Source organism: Streptomyces sp. SLBN-118 (assembly GCF_006715635.1).
Classification (GTDB): domain Bacteria; phylum Actinomycetota; class Actinomycetes; order Streptomycetales; family Streptomycetaceae; genus Streptomyces.
Window position 1 is genome coordinate 2046193 of record NZ_VFNP01000001.1, and the last position, 21182, is coordinate 2067374.

The following is a 21182-nucleotide window of genomic DNA, read 5'->3' on the forward strand; positions in this document are numbered from 1 at the left end:
TCACCCCGTGCCGAAGGGGCCGTCCCTGCTCACCCTCCGGCCGGGCGAGCCCGGCATGCTCCGCCGGGCGGCTCTCCCCAGCACGATCCGAAGCGACACCTCTAGATCCCGCCCTCCTCCGGCCAGCCCCCCAGGTCCTCGCCCTCTTCCTCCAGCGCGCGCTTTACCACCCTGAGGGCCATGCCCTCCGGGTAGCCCTTGCGGGCCAGCATGCCCGCCAGGCGGCGCAGTCGCCGGTCGCGGTCCAGGCCCCGCGTCGAGGCGAGCCTGCGGGCGACCAGCTCGCGCGCCGTCTCCTCCTCCTGATCGGAGTCGAGCTGCCCGACCGCCTCGTCGATCAGGGCGGATTCCACGCCCTTGGTGCGCAGCTCCCGCGCAAGTGCGCGCCTGGCAAGCCCCCTGCCGTGGTGCCGGGACTCCACCCACGCGTCCGCGAAGGCCGCGTCATTGATCAGTCCCACATCCTCGAAGCGCGAGAGAACCTCCTCGGCCACCTCCGAGGGGATCTCACGCTTGTGCAGCGCGTCCGCGAGCTGCTTACGGGTGCGTGGGGTCCCGGTGAGCAGACGCAGGCAGATCGCCCGCGCCCGCTCCGCCGGGTCCTGGGGCGACAGCTCCTTCTCGGCCCTCGACGAGGAGGCGCTGTCACCCGGCCATTCGGTTCGCCGGGCCATGGCTCAGCCCTTGGCCGCCGCCGACTTGGCCGACTTGGCCTTCGAGGCGGGCGCGGCCACCGACTTCGCCGCGTCCTCGGCCGGAGCCGCCGCACCGGTGCCGGCGGCGTCCGCGCCGGGCTCGGCCGCAGGGGCCTGTGGCCTCACGCCGACGCCCAGCTTCCCCTTGATCTTCTTCTCGATCTCATTGGCGAGATCGGGGTTGTCCTTGAGGAAGTTGCGGGCGTTCTCCTTGCCCTGGCCCAGCTGGTCACCCTCGTACGTGTACCAGGCGCCGGCCTTGCGGACGAAGCCGTGCTCCACGCCCATGTCGATCAGACCGCCCTCACGGCTGATGCCCTGGCCGTAGAGGATGTCGAACTCGGCCTGCTTGAAGGGCGGCGCGACCTTGTTCTTCACGACCTTGACGCGGGTACGGTTGCCGACCGCGTCGGTGCCGTCCTTGAGGGTCTCGATGCGGCGGATGTCGAGCCGCACCGAGGCGTAGAACTTCAGCGCGCGACCACCGGTCGTGGTCTCCGGCGAGCCGAACATCACGCCGATCTTCTCGCGGAGCTGGTTGATGAAGATCGCGGTGGTCTTCGACTGGTTCAGCGCACTGGTGATCTTCCGGAGCGCCTGGCTCATCAGCCGCGCCTGCAGACCCACGTGCGAGTCGCCCATCTCACCCTCGATCTCCGCGCGCGGTACGAGCGCGGCGACGGAGTCGATGACGATCAGGTCGAGCGCGCCGGAGCGCACCAGCATGTCGACGATCTCGAGCGCCTGCTCGCCGTTGTCCGGCTGGGACAGGATCAGGTTGTCGATGTCGACGCCCAGCTTCTTCGCGTACTCGGGGTCGAGGGCATGCTCGGCGTCCACGAAGGCCACGGCGCCGCCCGCCTTCTGGGCATTGGCCACGGCGTGCAGGGTGAGGGTCGTCTTACCGGAGGACTCCGGGCCGTACACCTCCACCACACGGCCGCGCGGAAGGCCGCCGACGCCGAGCGCGACGTCGAGCGCGGTCGACCCGGTGGGGATGACCTCGACGGGCTCGTTCGGCCGCTCGCCGAGGCGCATCACAGCGCCCTTGCCGAATTGCCGTTCAATCTGTGCGAGCGCGGCGTCGAGCGCCTTCTCGCGGTCGGTTCCTGCCATGGGTTCCACCCGATTTGCTTGAGTCGATCGCTTCACGTCAAAGACGCTAACCCCTGCCACTGACAATGGGCCCCGACGTCCGTCCAGCCTGTGGATAACTCTGGCAAGCCGCTGGGAAACCCGGGCCGGAATCCCATAAGAATGGATGTTCGATTTTGGTGTCAAGCGCACCACTCGAGGCACCGCGGGTGGGTCTCAGGGCCGGTCGTCGGTCCCGGAGGCCCCAGAGGATCCGGAGGACCGGGCGGAGGTGTCCTCTTCCTCGCCCCCGTCCCGGCTGCGCCCGTCCCGGCTGCCCCCGTCCCGGCTGCCCCCGTCCCGGCTGCGCCCGTCCCGGCTGCGCGGTAGCCCGCCCAGCCGGTCGAGCGCCCGGCCACCACGCCACCGGTGGCCGTGGACACGCGGGTCGTCTGTCACGGCGTACCGCTTCACATAGGCACCCAGGAACGCCTGCAGAGTGGCGACCGCCGGAATCGCGATCAGTGCGCCGACCGCGCCCAGCAGCGCCGTTCCCGCGATGACCGAGCCGAAGGCCACCGCGGGATGGATGTCCACCGTCTTGGAGGTGAGCTTGGGCTGCAGCACATAGTTCTCGAACTGCTGGTAGATCACCACGAATCCGAGCACCCACACCGCGTACCAGGGATTGACCGTGAACGCGATCAGCATGGGCAGCGCGCCCGCAAGATACGTGCCGATGGTCGGAATGAACTGCGAGACCAGCCCGACCCAGACGGCGAGGGCCGGGGCGTACGGCACGCCCAGGACCTCCAGCAGGATGTAGTGCGCGACACCCGAGATCAGCGCCATCAGGCCGCGCGAGTAGAGATAGCCGCCCGTCTTGTCGACGGCGATCTCCCAGGCGCGCAGCACCTCGGTCTGTTTGGCGGGCGGCAGTACGGAGCACAGCGTGCGGCGCAGGCGGGGCCCGTCGGCCGCGAAGTAGAACGAGAACAGGAAGATCGTCAGCAGTTTGAAGAGCCCGCCGAGCACGGTGGCGGAGATGTCCAGTACTCCGCTCGCGCTGTTCTGGACGTACTTCCGCAGCCAGGCGGAGCGCAGCAGGCTGTCCTGTATCTCGACACGCGAGAGTTCGCTGTGGAAGGTGTCGTTGATCCAGCGGATCACCGAGTCGAGGTACTTGGGGAATCCCTCGACCATGTCGACGATCTGGCCGGCCAGCATCGATCCGAGGAGGAAGACGAAGCCGGCGGCCGCGGTGAACACCGCGAAGAAGACCAGGAAAGTGGCGAGGCCGCGGCGCATGCCGCGCGCTGACATTCTGCCGACCGCGGGCTCGATCGCGAGCGCCAGGAAGAATGCGATCAGGATGTTGATCAGCAGCCCAATGAGCTGGTGGAAAGCCCAACTGCCCAGCTGGAAGCAGGCGTAGAGCGCCAGCCCGAGCACCATGGCGCGCGGAAGCCACCGAGGCATACCGACCTGCCCGGGCGCTCCGGCTCCGGGCGCCGGGGGCGGCGGGTTCGGAACACAGGCGCTCGTGTCCTGCGCGCCGGCGTCCCGAGCGGCGGTGTCCTCAGCGGTCACATCCGGCTCGGCCATGTCCTGCTCGGTCTTGTCGGTCTCGGCCACCCGGTCAGTGTCGCCTACGGGCTCCGCTACAGGTCCCCCCGGTCCCAGACCGAAATCCCGGCACCGGGGCCGAACCTTCGTCCCACCCCCATGCTCCTGCCGGTGTCACTGCTTCTCGGCCGGGACCCCCACCGCCGCGCAGACCCCGCGCCACACGTCCTTGGCCTCCCAGCCGGCGGCCAGGGCCTCGTGCACCGTACGGCCCCCGAGCTCGGCCATCACATGGTCGCGCGCGAAGGAGTCCGCGTAGGCCTGACCGAAGTGATCCGCCATGCGCTCCCAGAAAATCGTCAACCGCATGAAGCAAGTATCCCGCCCCTGGGGTGCAGCCTCGCCCGTCCCACGTGACGAAAGCCCTTTCCGCCCTACGGTCGGAGCATGGCTGGAACCGGAGCAACCCCCGTGCCCTCGCTCGCGTCACCTCTCGCCCGTGCGGAGCACTTCATCTGGCTGACCGCCCGCGTGCTGGAACAGCGGAGGTTCGCCTACCACTTCCTGGGCGGTGACGAGGATCCCGTGGAGACCGCCCTGGCCGCGTATCTCAATGAGGACGGCGGCTACGGCCACGCCCTCGAACCCGATCTGCGCGGCCCGGTCAGCCAGCCGCTGCACACGGCACACGCCCTGCGCATCCTCGACTCCATCGGACGCTGCAGCGGACTGCGCGTGGAGCGGATGTGCCGCTACCTCACCGAGGTGTCAACACCCGACGGTGCGCTGCCCGCGATCCACCCCTCGCAGCGGGGATATCCGGCCGCACCGTTCATCCCGATCGTCGACGATCCGCCGAGCGAACTGCTCGCGACAGGTCCGGTGGTCGGATTGCTGCACCACAATCAGGTGTGGCACGCATGGCTGTTCCGAGCCACGGACTTCTGCTGGGCGGCGGTCGAGAGTCTCGAGAAGTCGCATCCGTACGAGATCGAGGCCGCGGTCGCCTTCCTCGACGGGGTGCCGGACCGCTCACGCGCCGAAATTGTGGCGGACCGGCTGGGACGGCTGGTGCGTGAGCAGCGCCTGGCGGTCCTCGACCCGCGACGGACCGAGGACTATCCGGTCTCGCCCGGCTATGCGCCGGGTGAGCACCACTTCCCGTATCACTACGCCCGAACGCCGCAGTCGCTCGCCCGCCGCTGGTTCACGGACGAGGAGATGACGCGCTCGCTGGAGCATCTGGCGAGCGAGCAGCGCGAGGACGGCGGCTGGCTGCTCAATTGGCGCCAGTGGGCGCCGGGCACGGCGCTGGAGGCGCGGCCGATCGTGACGATCGAGGCGCTCCGAACCCTCCGCGCGCACGGTCACGCCATCGACTGACGACTGAATGACGTCTCAGTCGAGCCACAGCTCGTACACGTAGATACCCCCCACCGAGTCGTCGTCCAGAGGGCCGATCTTCTTCGCCTGGAACTGGAACCCCTGCTCTTTGAGGATCTGCTCGTACAGAGAACGTGACAGCTTGAAGTCGCCTTGCTTGGCCAAGCCGGATTCCAGTGCGGCGGATTCCAGCTTGATCAGTTCCCGGTGCGCACGGGCCTGCTCATCCTCGCCCCGGCTCTCATGTTCGGCAGCACGGGCGGCGGCGAATTCGATGATGTGCCCGTGGTACCCGCGCAGGGCTGCCTGCCAAGCTTCGTCGTCGTTCGGGTCGTATTCCGGCAGGAACTCGTCACCGATGACGATCCGGCCGCCGGGCGCCAGATTGTTCTTGATGTTCTCGAAATAGCGGCTCTTGTCTTCCAGCTTGATGTGGTGATCCGCGAAGGAGGAGAAGATGAACTGGAAACGCCCGCCGTCGCCACCCTCCCGGTACGTGCGACTGTCGGCATTCACCGCGACCGCGTTCGACTGGGCGCGCAGATTGCGCTCCAGCTTATTGCTGCACGCGAAGTCGATCTCGACCGCGACGCATTCCACATCGGGTTCGTTCGCGAGACGGCGGGTGAAGATCCCTGTTCCGGCACCAAGTTCCAGAGCCTGACAACGTTCATGATCACGTGAATACCTACGGCCGCGCCGAGCGCGGAAAACGGCCAGCATTTCGGCCATCATCTCGACATAGTAGGCATGCCGCTCTTCGAACTCGTCATAGTCGTCGATCGCAATGTACAGCGACATCTCTGCCGTTTTGAGCATGAGCGGTGAGAGCTTCCAGTCTTCGAAGATCTGCTTACTTGCAGCCACAACTTTCCCTCGATCATCCGGGGCGATCGGGCGCGCCACGGCAACAATCCTATCCAGTGCGCGTTCATGATCGATGACTTCGTCGACATCGGCAGAAAAGCGTATTACCTTTTCTCCGACCGGACCGGCATAGCTGCCGAGAACTCGGTCACCATCCGCCTCGATGATCGAGAAATCCTTGCCGAAGGCGCTGAATTTAGCCACCAAGTGCTCATAACTGATGGCATACACCCGATAGATGCCGGCATAGTACGTCAGCGTCTCGAACATTCGGTGAAAATCGCCGGACGAAGTGAACGCGAATACTCGAACGCTTTCCGGTTGGGCGCTCTCGTTGATGACCCTCCCGACACCCTGCTGCCAGAATAATTCCTCTTGGTCCACCAGCGCCAGCGCCTTGACGCGAGCCCTCAGGACATTCTGAGCAGAAATCAAATAGAACGGGTACTGGGTGGCAGGCACCATATACTGCGAACCGGACCCGATCGACTGAAGCTGACTGCCCATTTCACGTAACGACTGACTGACGATGTGCTGAAAACATCTGTTGCTCTGGAAGTCGAGGTTCGCGCGAATCTGCTGAGCCGTGCTCTGCACCTCCTCAAGCCCCTCCGTGAACTCCTGAGGGGCAGGCGGCAGAAAGTTCAGCGTTTTGATCAGGTCGCCCCAGGGGGCGGAGTGCCGACGGAAATCGAATCCGTGCAGCTGATCCAGCCTGGACGGTCGGGATGTCATCTCGAAGCGGAGCGGGAAAACCGGAACACCGACTCCCAGGGCATAAGCCCATTCCGATGCGACTTCCTCAGAATTCCGCGCCGATTCGGTGAGAATCACAAGAATTGCCTGCGACGACCTGATCAGCCGGAACAGTTCGGTACGCCATTCCTGCCCGGCCTGCAGAGCGTCCTGGTCCACGACAACGTCGAACCGAGCCGACCTCAGCTGCCGAATGACTCGCTCCGCATACAATTTATCGGCATGACTGTACGAGATGAAGACCCGACCCATCGCCCCTCCAAGCCTACAAGTCCAGCACGATAACTTTAGCAAGATCCAATATCGTTCTGGAAGCATTTGCAATTAAACCGGCTGCGATACTCAAATTGCCGACCGTGCGTCCGCCGGCTCTGCGGTTGCATTCTGTGCCATAAGGGACAGGAGTCGTGTTCCGTAACGACTGTGGTGCCCGATTTCACAGCGCCAGGGCCGCGGGAGCCCCCGTTGTCAGTGGTGCGGTGCACGATGGGGGGCATGACGGCTTCAGCGCTCGACACCTTCTCCCCCGCGACCAGGAGCTGGTTCACGGGAGCCTTCAGCGCGCCCACCGCCGCGCAGGAGGGGGCCTGGCAGGCCATCGGCGAAGGGTCGGACGTGCTGGTGGTCGCCCCGACGGGATCAGGCAAAACCCTGGCCGCCTTCCTCGCAGCCCTGGACCGTCTCGCGTCGACGCCCCATCCCGCGGACCCGAAGATGCGCTGCCGTGTGCTGTACGTGTCTCCGCTCAAGGCTCTCGCCGTCGATGTGGAGCGCAATCTCCGCAGTCCGCTGACCGGGATTCGCCATGAATCCGTGCGTCTTGGTCTGCCTGAGCCGGATGTACGGGTCGGCATCCGCTCGGGCGACACCCCGGCCGCCGAGCGGCGGTCGCTGGCCACCAAGCCGCCGGACATCCTGATCACGACACCCGAGTCGCTGTTCCTGATGCTCACCTCCTCGGCGCGGGACGCGCTGTCGGGCATCGAGACGGTGATCCTGGACGAGGTGCACGCCGTCGCGGGGACCAAGCGCGGAGCGCACCTCGCCGTATCGCTGGAGCGGCTCGACGAACTGCTTCCGCGCCCCGCCCGTCGGATCGGGCTCTCGGCGACGGTGCGCCCGGTGGACGAGGTGGCGCGCTATCTGTCACCTCAGCGCAAGGTGGAGATCGTGCAGCCGCCCTCGGGCAAGGAGTTCGACCTCTCGGTGGTCGTGCCGGTGGAGGATCTGGGCGAGCTGGGCGGCTCCCCCGCATCCGAGTCGGACAACGGTGAGAAGCCCTCGATCTGGCCGCATGTCGAGGAGAAGATCGCCGACCTGGTCCAGGCGCACCGCTCCACGATCGTTTTCGCCAACTCCCGGCGCCTGGCGGAGCGACTGTGCAATCGCCTCAACGAGATCGCGTATGAACGCGCCACCGGGGAAGCCATGCCCGACGGTCCGCCACCGGCCGAGATCATGGCGCAGTCCGGAGCCGCGCAGGGCGCACCTGCACTCCTCGCCCGCGCACACCACGGCTCGGTCTCCAAGGAGCAGCGCGCCCTGGTCGAGGAGGATCTGAAGGCAGGCCGTCTGCCCGCGGTTGTCGCCACGTCCAGCCTGGAGCTGGGCATCGACATGGGCTCGGTGGACCTGGTGGTCCAGGTCGAGTCGCCCCCGTCCGTGGCCTCCGGTCTGCAGCGGGTCGGCCGCGCCGGACACCAGGTGGGCGCTGTCTCCACGGGTGTCGTCTTCCCCAAGTACCGTGGCGATCTGGTGCAGTCGGCCGTGGTGACCGAGCGGATGCGCAGCGGTTCCATCGAGGCGCTGCGCATCCCGTCCAACCCGCTGGACGTGCTGGCCCAGCAGTTGGTCGCGATGGTCGCTCTGGACACCTGGCAGGTCGACGATCTGCTGGCGCTGGCACGCAGGGCCGCGCCCTTCGCCTCGCTGCCGGAGTCGGCCTTCACCGCCGTCCTCGACATGCTCGCGGGCCGCTATCCCTCGGACGCCTTCGCCGAACTGCGCCCACGCGTGGTGTGGGACCGCGTCGCCGGTACGGTCACGGGCCGGCCGGGTGCGCAGCGGCTCGCGGTCACGTCGGGCGGCACCATCCCGGACCGCGGACTGTTCGGAGTCTTCCTCGCCGGGGCCGACCCCAAGAAGGGCGGCGGCCGGGTCGGCGAGCTCGACGAGGAGATGGTGTACGAGTCCCGGGTCGGCGACGTCTTCACCCTCGGCACCACCTCCTGGCGGATCGAGGACATCACCCGTGACCGGGTGCTGGTCTCCCCCGCCCCCGGGGTTCCGGGCCGGCTCCCCTTCTGGAAGGGCGACCAGCTGGGGCGCCCGCTCGAACTGGGCCGTGCGGTGGGCGCGTTCCTGCGCGAGGTGGGCGGGCTCACTCCCGAGGACGCCCGGCTGCGTCTGCTGGCCGCGGGCCTGGACGCCTGGGCCGCCGACAACGTCCTCGCCTATCTCGATGAGCAGCGCCGTGCCTGTGGCCATGTCCCCGACGACCGGACGATCCTGGTCGAGCGGTTCCGCGACGAGCTCGGCGACTGGCGGGTCGTGATCCACTCCCCCTTCGGCGCCCAGGTGCACGCCCCCTGGGCGCTGGCGCTCGGTGCCCGCCTGGCGGAGCGGTACGGAATGGACACGCAGGTCATGCACGCCGACGACGGCATCGTGCTGCGGCTGCCCGACGCCGATCTGATGGGCCTCGACCTCCTGGACCAGGACCCAGTCCATCTCGATACGACCTACGACAGCGAGCAGGCTCCGGTCGGCGCGGCGGACGCCGTGTTCGACAAGGGCGAGATCAATCAGATCGTCACCGACCAGGTGGGCGGCTCCGCGCTCTTCGCCTCCCGCTTCCGCGAGTGCGCCGCGCGGGCGCTGCTGCTGCCCCGCCGCAGTCCGGGCAGGCGCACGCCGCTGTGGCAGCAGCGCCAGCGCGCGGCCCAACTCCTCCAGGTGGCAAGCGAGTTCGGTTCCTTCCCCATCGTCCTTGAAGCGGTCCGCGAGTGCCTGCAGGACGTGTTCGACGTACCGGGTCTCACCGAGCTGATGGGCGACATCGAGTCCCGCCGGGTCCGCCTCGTCGAGGTCACGACGCCCGAGCCCTCGCCCTTCGCCCGCTCGCTGCTGTTCGGATACGTCGCCCAGTTCCTGTACGAGGGCGACTCACCGCTCGCCGAACGCAGGGCCGCGGCCCTCTCCCTGGACTCAAGGCTGCTGGCGGAGCTGCTCGGTCAGGCCGAACTGCGTGAGCTGCTCGACCCCGAGGTGCTGGCTGAGCTGGAGCGTGAGCTGCAGTGGCTCACCGAGGACCGCCGGATCAAGGACGTCGAGGGCGTCGCCGACCTGCTGCGGATCCTCGGCCCGCTGACGGACGCGGAGTTGGCCGAGCGCGGCGGGAATGAACGGTGGCCCCGGGATCTTGCCGCATCCCGACGGGCGATCCGGGTGCGGATCGCGGGCGCGGACCACTGGGCGGCGATCGAGGACGCGGGCAGACTGCGGGACGCCCTGGGAACGGCGCTGCCGGTGGGCGTTCCGGAGGCCTTCACCGAGCCGGTGAGGGATCCGCTCGGCGATCTGCTGGCCCGGTTCGCTCGGACGCACGGTCCGTTCACCTCGACTGAGGCTGCGGCCCGCTTCGGCCTCGGCGCGGCGGTCACCGACGGCGCGCTGCACCGGCTCGCCGCGAGCGGGCGGGTCGTCCAGGGCGAGTTCCACCCCTCGGGCATCGGCCAGGAGTGGTGCGACGCGGCCGTGCTGCGCCGACTGCGCCGACGTTCGCTGGCCGCGCTGCGCCAGGAACTCGAGCCGGTCCCGCCCGCCGCCCTCGCCACCTTCCTTCCGCAGTGGCAGCACCTTGGCAGCAACAGCCTGCGCGGTATCGACGGACTCGCCCGCGCAATCGAGCAGCTCCAGGGTGCCGCGGTGCCGGCCTCTGCGCTGGAGAAGCTGATCCTCCCGTCGCGTGTCTCCGGATACGCCCCGGCCCTGCTTGACGAACTGACCACGACCGGCGAAGTCATCTGGGCCGGAGCGGGCTCCCTCCCGGGCAAGGACGGCTGGATGTCCCTCTACCTCTCCGACGCCGCCCCACTGCTCCTCCCCCAGCCCCACCCCCTGGAACTCACCGCGCTCCACGAGTCGGTCCTCAGCGCCCTTGCCCCCGGGTACGGACTGTTCTTCCGCCAGATCGCCGACCAGATCAGGGCCACGACTCACCCCGACGCCGCCGATGCCGAACTGGCCGACGCCGTCTGGGACCTCGCCTGGTCGGGACGGCTCACCAACGACAGTCTGGCGCCGCTCCGTTCACTGCTCGGCTCTGGCCGCACCGCCGGATCCACGGCCCATCGCGCCCGACGGACCGTACCCCGGGGGCGGTACGGCAGCATCACGGCCGCGGCCCGCCCCGCTTCCCGCACCGGCCCGCCGACGGTCAGCGGCCGCTGGTCGCTGCTCCCGGGCGCCGAGCCCGACCCCACGCATCGCGCGCACGCCATCGCCCGCACGCTCCTGGACCGCCATGGCGTGGTGACCCGGGGGGCGGTGGCCGCGGAGGGTGTGGAGGGCGGCTTCTCCGCGACGTACCGCATCCTCTCCGCCTTCGAGGACAGCGGTCAGGCGCGGCGCGGCTATGTCGTGGAGGGGCTGGGCGCGGCACAGTTCGCGATGGACGGCGCGGTCGACCGTCTCCGGGCGGCGGCCACGGCCAGGGACCGGGCCGATACGCAGACGGCACCGCAGGCCGTGGTACTGGCCGCCGCCGACCCGGCCAATGCGTACGGCGCCGCGCTGCCCTGGCCGGAACCGCCGACCGGCGCCGGCCACAAGCCCGGCCGGAAGGCGGGCTCCCTGGTCGTCCTGGTCAACGGCGAGCTGACCCTGTACATGGAACGCGGCGGCAAGACCCTCCTGGCCTGGGCCACGGACCCGGACTCTCCCGCGCTCCACGCGGCGGCAGGGGCGCTGGCCCAGGCGGCGGGCGCAGGTGCGCTGGGGACGGTGACGGTCGAGCGGACCAACGGCATACCGGCGCTGACGTCGCCGCTGGGCCGTGCGCTGGAGTCGGCGGGCTTCCACGCGACGCCGAGGGGGTTGCGGCTGCGGCCATGACGCTGGGCATGGTGCGGGTTGGGAGTCGGTGGTAGGGGACAAGGCCCACCGCAGGCGACCGCGCCCCGCATCATGGATGTCATGCCCGAAGGAGACACCGTCTGGCAGACCGCCAAGCGCCTGGACACCGCCCTCGCGGGGCAGGCCCTCGCCCGGTCCGACCTCCGCGTGCCCCGTTTCGCCACCGCCGATCTCACCGGGCGGACCGTCCTCGACGTCACCCCGCGCGGCAAGCATCTGCTCACTCGCGTCGAGGGCGGCCTCACCCTTCACTCGCACCTGGGGATGGAGGGCTCATGGCAGGTGTACGGCTCAGGCGAGCGCTGGCGCGGCGGCCCCACGCATCAGGTCCGCGCGGTCCTCGGCACTGCCGCCCACACCGCAGTCGGATACCGGCTGCCCGTTCTGGAGCTGCTGCGTACAGCCGACGAGAACCAAGCGGTCGGCCATCTCGGCCCGGACCTGCTCGGCCCCGACTGGGACCCGGACGTCGCCGCCGCCAACCTGCTCGCCGACCCGGCCCGCGCCCTCGGCGAGGCTCTGCTCGACCAGCGCAATCTGGCGGGCATCGGCAATGTCTACAAGTCGGAGCTGGCCTTTCTGGCCCGAGTGACGCCCTGGCTGCCCATCGGTGAACTCCCCGCCGACACTCCCGCGCGCCTGGTGGCCACCGCCCACCGCCTCCTTGAAGCGAACAGGAACAGCTTCGACCGCCGCACCACGACCGCGGCGAGCCGTCGACCCGGCGACCGCCTCCATGTGTACGGCCGCGAGGGCCGGCCCTGTCTGCGCTGCGGCACAGCGATCCGCAGGGCCAATCAGGGCGACGGCAGCCGCGAGCGCCCCACCTACTGGTGCCCGGGCTGCCAGTCAGGCCCCATTCCCTGATCCCGTCACACCAGTTGACGATCCGTCAGATCCAGTCGTACGGTCCCCGCATGCCCCTCACCGCGTACGACCTCACGGGCCGCACGGCGTTCGTCACCGGCGCGGCGAGCGGCATAGGCCGCGCCTGTGCCGTCCTGCTGGCCCGGGCGGGAGCCGCCGTCCACTGCGCGGACATCGACGAGAAGGGACTCGACGAGACCTCGTCCCTGATCTCCGAGGCGGGCGGCACCGCGCACACCCATCCCCTCGACGTCAGCGAGCGCGCCCAGCTGAAGTCGGCGATCGAGTACGCCGCGAGCACCGGCAGGCTGGACATCCTGGCCGCCGTCGCCGGAATCATGCACAGCAGCACGGTGCTGGAGACGAGAGACGAGGACCTGGACCGCGTCCTCGCGGTCAACTTCAAGGGGATCCTGTACGCCTGCCAGGAGTCGGCCCGCGTGATGATCGCCGCGGGCACCCCGGGGTCCATCGTCACCATGGCATCCGCCGCCGTGGACGCCGCGAGTGCCGGTCTGCTCTGCTACAGCGCGGCCAAGGCGGCCGTCGTCCAGCTGACCAGGACGCTCGCGACCGAACTCGGCCCGCACTCCATCCGGGTCAATGCCGTCGCGCCCGGCTGGGTCCGCACCCCGATGACCGACCGCCACGACGCGACGCTCCAGCACCAGGCCGAGGCGGCCATGGTCCGGCTGTCGCCGCTCCGCCGCGTGGGCGAGCCCGAGGACATCGCCCACACGGTGCTTCATCTGGCCTCGGACGCGTCCAGCTTCACGACGGGCCAGATCCTCCGCCCGAACGGCGGCGTCGCGATGCCCTGGTGAACCCGGCATCACGCACCGTACCGATCCTGGCGATCCCGGCCGAGCTCCCGCGGGACGCCGTCACATGCACGGGCAGCAGGCTCAGCCCCCATCCGCCCGCTGCCACCGCGCCCTCCACAAGTCCCGTCTGCTCCGGCACGATCACCAGCCGCAGCACGGCCCACCACCAGAGGCCGCCCGCCGCCAGCCCCAGGGCGACCACCGGCGCGACCCCGCGTACTGCCATGGCTGCCTCCTCCGGTCCACGCTAGACCGGCGCATTCGCCCTCGGGGAGGGCGCACCGGAGGCCGACCCCGGCGCACGGGGCGCCGATCGACCGCCTCACTCCAGGGTGCGTCCGGGACGCCAGGGTCCGCAGCCGCACGCGGTCCGCCCGCCACCCGCCGGACGGCCCTACGCGCTCTCCGCCTGGAACATCCAGGCATGCTTCTCCAGATCCGCCGTCAGTCCGATCAGCAGGTCCTGGCTCACCGGATCCGGATCGGCGGTCACCTCGATCCGCTCCCGCATGCGCCCGATCACCGCACCAAGCGCGTCCACCAGCGTCCGCACGGCGTCGCCGTCCTTGATCCACCCCTCAGGCACCGCGCCGATCGCGCTCTGAGCCGCCACCGTCGCGGCCCGCCCGTCCGGCGTCACCCCGATCGCCGAGGCACGCTCGGCCACTATGTCCGAGTGCTGCCGCGCGGTGTCCACCACTTCGTCGAGCTGCAAATGTACGGACCTGAAGCGCGGGCCCACGACATTCCAGTGAACCTGCTTGGCCACCAGCGCGAGATCCACAAGATCGACGAGCGCGCCCCTGAGAGCATCGCCGACCGTCTTGAGGTCCGTCTCGGACAGAGTGCTCTTCACGACAGACATCCATGTCCTCCACTCGGTTCGCAGCTACCCGCTCACGATGGCACAGCCCCGCAAACGGGACATCCGGGGCAAGCAAAAGCCCCGACCGGCACTCGAGTACCAGTCGGGGCTCAGCCCAAACCAAGCCGTACAGAGCCGTACGGATCAGGCGGCGACCACGTCGACCGCCTCCGCAGGCGTCTTGATCGTCACCCGCTCCGTCGGCACACCCGCCACCGACGTAACGGAGACGGAATTGAGCATCGGGCGTACTGGCGCAGGCACCGGCTCACTGGCCACTGCCGACTCGGCCAGCTCGGCCAACGACAGCTCGTCGCTCACTTCTCGCATGAGCTCGGACATCCGTACGTCAAGCGCGTCGCAGATCGCGGAGAGCAGCTCGGAGGAAGCCTCCTTCTGCCCCCGCTCCACCTCGGAGAGATAGCCGAGCGATACTCGGGCGGACGAGGAGACTTCGCGCAGAGTACGGCCCTGGCGCTGGCGCTGCCGACGCAGCACGTCACCCAGCAGGCGACGGAGCAGGATCATCGGTGGCTCCCTCCTCGGACCGCGTAGCCGCATCCTTCACGCCCCACCGTACCGCCTCGTGCCGCGGCCGTGCGGGGAGCGATGTCGTGTTCACTCAGGGCTGCAAACATCAAGTCCCCCCGTTCTGTTCCGTATCCTGTGTCCGCGCATTTTCGTGCAGTTCGCCGGAGAGCAGTTCGAGCACGCTCCGCACACTCTCTCTACGGATGTCCACCCGGTCACCGTTCAATCGCAGAGCGGCCACCTTCCCGGTGCCCTCCGGTCCCGCGACCGCCACATAGACCGTCCCGACGGGCTGCCCGTCCTGCGGTTCGGGGCCCGCCACACCCGTCGTCGCGATGCCCCAGGAAGCGCCCAGCACCTCCCGCACACCGGCCGCCATCTGCCGCGCGACCTCGGGATCCACCGCGCCGCGCTCCGCCAGGAGGGTCCCGTCGACGCCGAGAACATCCCTCTTCAGAGTGGTTGCGTACGCCGTCACGGAGCCGCGGAAGGTCTTCGAGGCTCCGGGTACGGCAGTGAGCTCGGCGGCCACCAGACCGCCGGTGAGCGATTCGGCGACAGCCAGCGTCTCGCCACGCTCCGCCAGCAGAGCCAGCAGCCGAGCCGCGGTCGTCACCGCGCCTCCAGCGCCGCGGCCCGTTCCGCCGCCAGTCCCCTGCGCCTCAGAACAATCGCCTGTCGCACATAGTCGAGGCCGGTGAGCACCGTCAGCACCACCGCCACTGCCATCACCCAGAAGCGGAGTGTGGCCAGCGCTCCGGTCAGTGCCAGCACATACATTCCGACGGCCGTACCCTGCGCGAGGGTCTTCATTTTGCCACCGCGACTGGCGGGAATTACTCCATGCCGGATCACCCAGAACCGCATCAGGGTGACGCCGAGCTCCCGGAAGAGGATCACTCCGGTCACCCACCACGGCAGATCGCCGAGCGCGGACAGGCAGATGAGCCCGGCCGCCATGATCGCCTTGTCGGCGATCGGGTCGGCGATCTTCCCGAAGTCGGTGACGAGGTTGTACGTCCGCGCCAGGTGGCCGTCGAAGATGTCGGTGATCATGGCGACGGCGAATGCCGCCCACGCCCAGGCCCGCCAGGCCGGGTCGTAGCCGCCGTCCTGGAGCAGCAGCACGACGAAGGCGGGCACGAGCACCAGCCGCACCATCGTGAGGATGTTGGCGATGTTCCAGAGGCTGGCCTGATTCACGGCCGCAGCGCCCAGCTTGCCGCCGGGCGCCGGCCTTTTCGTGCCGCCCCCCGCGGATGCCGGCACTCCGGTCACCTGCCTGCCTCCTCGGGAAGACGTTCGGCCACCAGGTCGACGCCTTCCGTATCCACTGCCTTGGCCATGACGATACGGCCGGGCACAAGCCCCTCGCTCGTGGTGAAGACGACCTGGCCGTCGGTCTCGGGAGCCTGGTGCAGCGCACGGCCGACCGCACCGTCCTCGCCGTCCACCGATTCCACGAGCACTTCGAGCGTCTCCCCGAGACGCTCCTCGGCGCGCTGGGCGGTCAGCTCCTCGGCGAGCCGGGACAGGTGGTCGAGGCGCTCGGCGATGACGTCGGCGTCGAGCTTGTTGTCGTACGAGACCGCCTCGGTGCCGTCCTCGTCGGAGTAGCCGAAGACGCCGATGGCGTCCAGGCGAGCCTCGGTGAGGAAGCGTTCCAGTTCGGCGAAGTCCGCCTCGCTCTCACCGGGGAAGCCGACGATGAAGTTGGACCGCACACCCGCCTGCGGAGCCTTGCCGCGGATGGTCTCGAGCAGTTCCAGGAAGCGCTCGGTGTCGCCGAAGCGCCGCATCGCACGCAGCACGTCGGGCGCGGAGTGCTGGAAGGACAGGTCGAAGTAGGGGGCGATCTTCGGGGTCGAGGTGAGGACGTCGATCAGCCCCGGCCGCATCTCGGCGGGCTGCAGATAGCTGACCCGCACCCGCTCGATGCCGTCGACTTCGGCGAGTTCGGGCAGCAGAGTCTCCAGCAGGCGGATGTCGCCCAGGTCCTTGCCGTAGGAGGTGTTGTTCTCGGAGACGAGCATGACCTCCTTGACGCCCTGCTCGGCCAGCCAGCGCGTCTCACCGAGCACATCGCTCGGCCGCCGCGAGATGAAGGAGCCGCGGAAGGACGGGATGGCGCAGAAGGAGCAGCGCCGGTCGCAGCCGGATGCCAGCTTCACCGAGGCGACGGGGCTGGTGTCGAGCCGTCGGCGCAGCGGGGCGCGCGGCCCGGAGGCGGGCGCGACGCCTGCCGGGAGATCCGCCGGTGCGCCGTGTCCCGGCAGCGCCACATCCGTGCCTGCCTCCTGGCGCTCGACCGGGCTCAGCGGCAGCAGCTTGCGGCGGTCGCGCGGGGTGTGCGAGGCGTGGATGCCGCCGTTCAGGATCGTCTGCAGGCGGTCGGAGATGTCGGCGTAGTCGTCGAAACCGAGCACACCGTCGGCCTCGGGCAGCGCCTCGGCCAGTTCCTTGCCGTACCGCTCGGCCATGCAGCCGACGGCGACCACGGCCTGCGTCCGCCCGTGGTCCTTGAGATCGTTGGCTTCGAGAAGGGCGTCGACGGAGTCCTTCTTGGCGGCCTCGACGAATCCGCAGGTGTTGACGACTGCGACATCCGCGTCGGAGGCTTCCTCGACGAGCTCCCAGCCGTCCGCTGCCAAGCGGCCTGCAAGCTCCTCCGAGTCCACCTCGTTACGGGCGCAGCCAAGAGTGACAAGGGCGACGGTACGGCGTTCGGGCATGGGCTCAAGACTACTTTGTCCTGACCCACGCCCCTGCCCCCAGGGTTATGGGCCTTCGCACGCCTTCTGCGCTAGCCGACCTCAGGGTCGCCCTTGGTGTAGGAGAGCCGCTCGACCTGGCCCGTCTCGAACTCGTCCTCGACCTTCTTGCCGTTCACATACAGCTCGATCGCGCCCGCGTTCCCCAGGATCAGATCGACCCGCTCGTCGTCCTGGAAGGTCTTGGACTCGCCTTTGAGGAGGGTTCCGTCGAAGAGCAGCTTGCCGTTGTGCGACTTGGCGGAGATCCAGCTCTTGTCGTCCAGGACGGAGAGCTTCACCGTCACCTTGTCCTTGGGCACCGCTGCGATGGCACTGTCGGAAGGGGTGGGATCGACGGGCTTGTTCGTGGCGGGCTTGGTCGGAGTGGGCTTCTGCTCGGGAGCCGGCCCCTCCGCCACATGGTTGCCCTTGTCGCCGTCGTCACCGCCGTTGACCAGCGTGAAGCCTACGAAGCCAATCACCGCGACGATCGCGGCGACCATGGCGGCGGTCCAGTTGGGACGGCCGCGTTCGGGACGGATGCGCTCGGCTTCGAAGAGCGGGGCGGCAGGTGTCGGGGCAGGACGGCCGCCATGGTCCGCGTCGTACTGTGCGACGAGCGGCTCGGGATCGAGGCCGACGGCACGCGCGATCGTGCGGATATGACCGCGCGCGTAGACGTCGCCGCCACAGCGGGAGAAGTCGTCCTGCTCGATCGCTTGCACGATCGGGACGCGCACCCGGGTGGAGGAGCTGACCTCGTCGATGGTCAGACCTGCGGCGTTGCGGGCTTGCTGGAGCGCACATCCGATCGAAGGCTGGTCGTCTTCAGCTACGGGTTCGACTGAAGGCCGGTCGTCTTCGGGGGAGTTGCCGATGGACACGGGGGCGCCTTTCGAGCGTGTAGCCACCTGCTGGAGGTTCAGTCTATGGGTGGTACGAAAGGGTGGGGCAACTGGGCGGAGGGACTTTGTACGCCATCAGAATGGTGGGCCATCTCGATGGTGGGACATCCGGCTGTCCCTCCCTCCAACTTGACGTACGACTAAGAGAAACGGTTGCTCTCAGAAGCGTTACGACTCGGACTCCCCGCGAATCACGGCGAGCACTCCATCCAGCTCATCAGGTTTCACCAGAACGTCGCGCGCCTTGGAGCCCTCGCTCGGCCCGACGATGTTCCGCGACTCCATCAGATCCATGAGTCTTCCCGCCTTCGCGAAGCCCACACGCAACTTCCGCTGGAGCATCGACGTCGAACCGAACTGCGTGGACACCACCAGCTCCGCCGCCTGGCAGAGCAGATCGAGGTCGTCGCCGATGTCCTCGTCGATCTCCTTCTTCTGCTTGGTGCCGACCACGACGTCCTCGCGGAAGACGGGAGTCATCTGATCCTTGCAGTGCTGGACGACGGCCGCGACTTCGTCCTCGGTGACAAAGGCGCCCTGCATACGGGTGGGCTTGTTGGCACCCATCGGCAGGAAGAGGCCGTCGCCCTTGCCGATCAGCTTCTCTGCGCCGGGCTGGTCGAGGATGACCCGGCTGTCGGCGAGCGACGATGTCGCGAAGGCAAGCCGTGAGGGCACGTTCGCCTTGATCAGACCGGTGACGACATCGACGGACGGCCGCTGGGTCGCCAGCACCAGATGGATGCCGGCGGCGCGCGCCAGCTGGGTGATGCGGACGATGGCGTCCTCGACATCGCGCGGCGCGACCATCATCAGGTCGGCGAGCTCGTCGACGATGACCAGCAGGTACGGATAGGGCGTGAGCTCGCGCTCGCTGCCCTCCGGCGGCTTGACCTTGCCGTTCCTGATGGCCTGGTTGAAGTCGTCGATGTGGCGGTAGCCGAACGCCGCGAGGTCGTCGTAGCGCAGATCCATCTCGCGCACGACCCACTGCAGTGCTTCGGCGGCCCGCTTGGGGTTGGTGATGATCGGTGTGATCAGGTGCGGAATGCCCTCGTACGCGTTGAGCTCGACCCGCTTGGGGTCGACGAGCACCATGCGGACGTCCTCGGGGGTGGCCCGCACCATGACCGAGGTGATCAGACAGTTGATGCAGGAGGACTTGCCCGAGCCGGTCGCGCCCGCCACCAGGACGTGCGGCATCTTGGCGAGGTTGGCCATCTCGTAGCCGCCCTCGACGTTCTTGCCGAGCGCGACCAGCATGGGGTGGTCGTCCTCCGCCGCGTCGGCGAGCCGGAGCACATCGCCGAGCTTGACCATCTCGCGGTCGGAGTTCGGGATCTCAATGCCGACCGCGGACTTGCCGGGGATCGGGGAGATGATCCGTACGTCAGGGCTGGCGACGGCGTACGCGATGTTCTTGGTGAGCGCGGTGATCCGCTCGACCTTGACGGCCGGGCCGAGCTCCACCTCGTACCGCGTGACCGTCGGACCCCGGGTGAAACCGGTGACCGCCGCGTCCACCTTGAACTCCATGAAGACGTTGCTGAGCGAAGCGACGACCGCGTCATTGGCGGCGCTGCGCGTCTTGCCGGGGCCCCCGCGCTCCAGAAGGTCCAGGGACGGCAGGGCGTAGGTGATGTCGCCGGCGAGCTGAAGCTGTTCGGCGCGCGGCGGCAGGGGCTGTGGCTCCTCGGGCGCGGGCTTGGTCAGGTCCGGTACGGATCCCTTCGGCCCGGCCTGCTTCGGCTCGGGCTCCTCGGGCTCGCGGGCGCCCGGCACCGGACTCGCGGCCCGCCGGCGCTCGGCGGTGACGTCCCGCGTGAGGTCGGCGACCAGTGGAGAGGGCGGCATGCCGTTCAGGACGGCACCGTCGAGCGCCGCGGCTGCCGCCGCTGCCACGTCCACCGCGTCCATCGGACGGTCCATGGCGGGCTGTACCGAAGGCCTGCGCGGCCGCCTGCGCCTGGACAGGGCTTCCTGCTCGGCGTGGTCGGGGTCGTAGTCCGCCGCTTCGCTCCGGCGCGCGGAGGAGCGGCGTGCACGCCCGGGCACGGCCTCGCGCCATTGATCCTCGTAGTGCGCGTCGTCGTCGGTGGCCTCGCCGTCCGCCCCCGGCTCGTACGCCGGGTCGACGATGCCCAGCTTGGATCCGAGCAGCCGCAGCCGCTGCGGAATCGCATTGACGGGGGTCGCGGTGACGACGAGCAGACCGAAGATCGTGAGCAGCACGAGCAGCGGTACGGCGAGCACCTCGCCCATGGTGAAGATCAGCGGCTTGGACGCGGCCCAGCCGATCAGCCCACCCGCGTCCCGCATCGCCTCCGTGCCCTCCCCACGGCCGGGCGAGCCGCATGCGACATGAACCTGGCCGAGGACGCCGACGACAAGCGCGGACAGACCGATCACGATCCGGCCGTTCGCCTCGGGCTTCTCGGGATAGAGGATCAGTCGTACGGCGATCGCGGCCAGCAGTATGGGGACGAGCAGATCGAGCCTGCCGAAGGCTCCGGTCACCAGCATCTCGACGAGATCGCCGACCGGACCGCTCAGATTGGACCAGGTACCGGCGGCGATGATCAGCGACAGGGCGAGGAGCAGCAGCGCCAGACCGTCCTTGCGGTGTGCCGGGTCCAGGCCCTTAGCACCCCTCCCTATGCCGCGGAACATCGCGCCCATGGCATGGGCGAGACCGAGCCAGAGGGCGCGCACGAGGCGGTACACGCCCCCTGTGGGGGACGGTGCGGGCTTCGGCGCGGCCTTCTTGGCCGCCGCTTTCTTCGCGGGCGCCTTCTTTGTGGGCGCGGTCTTCTTCGCGGCGGCTTTCTTGGCGGGCGCCGCCTTCTTCGCGGCACCGGTCGTACGGCCGGCGCGCTTCGCGGTGCCCGCCGTGCCCTGGGAACCCTTGCCGGACGTACGTGAGGCCATGATGGTGAGGTTACCGGTGTCGACCGCAGTGG

General features: G+C 68.9%; 17 protein-coding genes. 4 read left to right on the top strand and 13 right to left on the bottom strand.

What is annotated here, in order from left to right; genetic code table 11:
• Positions 1-101 precede the first annotated feature (101 nt).
• The 4 genes from recX to FBY35_RS09200 all read right to left on the bottom strand — a co-directional run bounded on the left by recX (position 102) and on the right by FBY35_RS09200 (position 3704).
• Positions 102-674 (bottom strand): recombination regulator RecX, encoded by a 573-nt coding sequence (gene recX / locus FBY35_RS09185; protein ID WP_142213311.1) that lies wholly within the window; start codon positions 672-674, stop codon positions 102-104.
• A gap of 3 nt (positions 675-677) precedes the next feature.
• Positions 678-1811, bottom strand: a complete 1134-nt coding sequence (gene recA / locus FBY35_RS09190; RefSeq protein ID WP_142213312.1) for a recombinase RecA — start codon at positions 1809-1811, stop codon at positions 678-680.
• A 195-nt stretch (positions 1812-2006) separates the two neighbouring features.
• Positions 2007-3248 carry an AI-2E family transporter gene (locus tag FBY35_RS09195; protein ID WP_142214983.1) on the bottom strand — a complete coding sequence of 414 codons (1242 nt, stop codon included), beginning with the start codon at positions 3246-3248 and terminating at the stop codon, positions 2007-2009.
• Between the two features lie 261 nt (positions 3249-3509).
• Complete coding sequence (locus FBY35_RS09200; RefSeq protein WP_142213313.1) at positions 3510-3704, bottom strand: DUF3046 domain-containing protein; 195 nt, start codon at positions 3702-3704, stop codon at positions 3510-3512.
• Between the two features lie 78 nt (positions 3705-3782).
• On the opposite strand from FBY35_RS09200, the gene FBY35_RS09205 reads away from it, so the two are divergent.
• A complete protein-coding gene (locus tag FBY35_RS09205) occupies positions 3783-4718 on the top strand; it encodes a hypothetical protein (RefSeq protein ID WP_142213314.1) in 936 nt (311 codons plus the stop codon).
• A 15-nt stretch (positions 4719-4733) separates the two neighbouring features.
• On the opposite strand, the gene FBY35_RS09210 is transcribed toward FBY35_RS09205, so the two are convergent.
• Positions 4734-6659, bottom strand: a complete 1926-nt coding sequence (locus FBY35_RS09210; protein WP_142213315.1) for a TIR domain-containing protein — start codon at positions 6657-6659, stop codon at positions 4734-4736.
• A 177-nt stretch (positions 6660-6836) separates the two neighbouring features.
• On the opposite strand from FBY35_RS09210, the gene FBY35_RS09215 reads away from it, so the two are divergent.
• The 3 genes from FBY35_RS09215 to FBY35_RS09225 all read left to right on the top strand — a co-directional run bounded on the left by FBY35_RS09215 (position 6837) and on the right by FBY35_RS09225 (position 13168).
• Complete coding sequence (locus FBY35_RS09215; RefSeq protein WP_142213316.1) at positions 6837-11456, top strand: ATP-dependent helicase; 4620 nt, start codon at positions 6837-6839, stop codon at positions 11454-11456.
• 81 nt (positions 11457-11537) lie between these two features.
• Positions 11538-12344 (top strand): Fpg/Nei family DNA glycosylase, encoded by an 807-nt coding sequence (locus tag FBY35_RS09220; RefSeq protein ID WP_142213317.1) that lies wholly within the window; start codon positions 11538-11540, stop codon positions 12342-12344.
• 50 nt (positions 12345-12394) lie between these two features.
• Complete coding sequence (locus tag FBY35_RS09225) at positions 12395-13168, top strand: SDR family NAD(P)-dependent oxidoreductase (RefSeq protein WP_142213318.1); 774 nt, start codon at positions 12395-12397, stop codon at positions 13166-13168.
• On the opposite strand, the gene FBY35_RS09230 is transcribed toward FBY35_RS09225, so the two are convergent.
• From FBY35_RS09230 to FBY35_RS09265, 8 genes are all read right to left on the bottom strand, one after another.
• A complete protein-coding gene (locus FBY35_RS09230; RefSeq protein WP_142213319.1) occupies positions 13116-13394 on the bottom strand; it encodes a hypothetical protein in 279 nt (92 codons plus the stop codon). The two genes, FBY35_RS09225 and FBY35_RS09230, sit on opposite strands and share 53 nt — an antisense overlap.
• A 168-nt stretch (positions 13395-13562) precedes the next feature.
• Positions 13563-14033, bottom strand: a complete 471-nt coding sequence (locus tag FBY35_RS09235; RefSeq protein ID WP_142213320.1) for a Dps family protein — start codon at positions 14031-14033, stop codon at positions 13563-13565.
• Between the two features lie 144 nt (positions 14034-14177).
• Positions 14178-14561, bottom strand: a complete 384-nt coding sequence (locus FBY35_RS09240) for a helix-turn-helix domain-containing protein (RefSeq protein WP_142213321.1) — start codon at positions 14559-14561, stop codon at positions 14178-14180.
• A 109-nt stretch (positions 14562-14670) separates the two neighbouring features.
• Positions 14671-15180 carry a CinA family protein gene (locus FBY35_RS09245; RefSeq protein ID WP_142213322.1) on the bottom strand — a complete coding sequence of 170 codons (510 nt, stop codon included), beginning with the start codon at positions 15178-15180 and terminating at the stop codon, positions 14671-14673.
• Positions 15177-15842, bottom strand: coding sequence for a CDP-diacylglycerol--glycerol-3-phosphate 3-phosphatidyltransferase (gene pgsA / locus FBY35_RS09250; protein ID WP_142213323.1), 666 nt, complete (start codon positions 15840-15842; stop codon positions 15177-15179). The genes FBY35_RS09245 and pgsA overlap by 4 nt, the downstream gene beginning before the upstream one ends.
• Positions 15839-17296 carry a 30S ribosomal protein S12 methylthiotransferase RimO gene (rimO, locus tag FBY35_RS09255; protein ID WP_142213324.1) on the bottom strand — a complete coding sequence of 486 codons (1458 nt, stop codon included), beginning with the start codon at positions 17294-17296 and terminating at the stop codon, positions 15839-15841. Before rimO ends, pgsA begins: the two co-directional genes overlap by 4 nt.
• A gap of 71 nt (positions 17297-17367) precedes the next feature.
• Positions 17368-18201 (bottom strand): helix-turn-helix domain-containing protein, encoded by an 834-nt coding sequence (locus tag FBY35_RS09260; protein ID WP_142213325.1) that lies wholly within the window; start codon positions 18199-18201, stop codon positions 17368-17370.
• 189 nt (positions 18202-18390) lie between these two features.
• On the bottom strand, positions 18391-21150 hold the full coding sequence (locus tag FBY35_RS09265) for a DNA translocase FtsK (protein WP_142213326.1): 2760 nt from the start codon (positions 21148-21150) through the stop codon (positions 18391-18393).
• Positions 21151-21182: the final 32 nt, after the last annotated feature.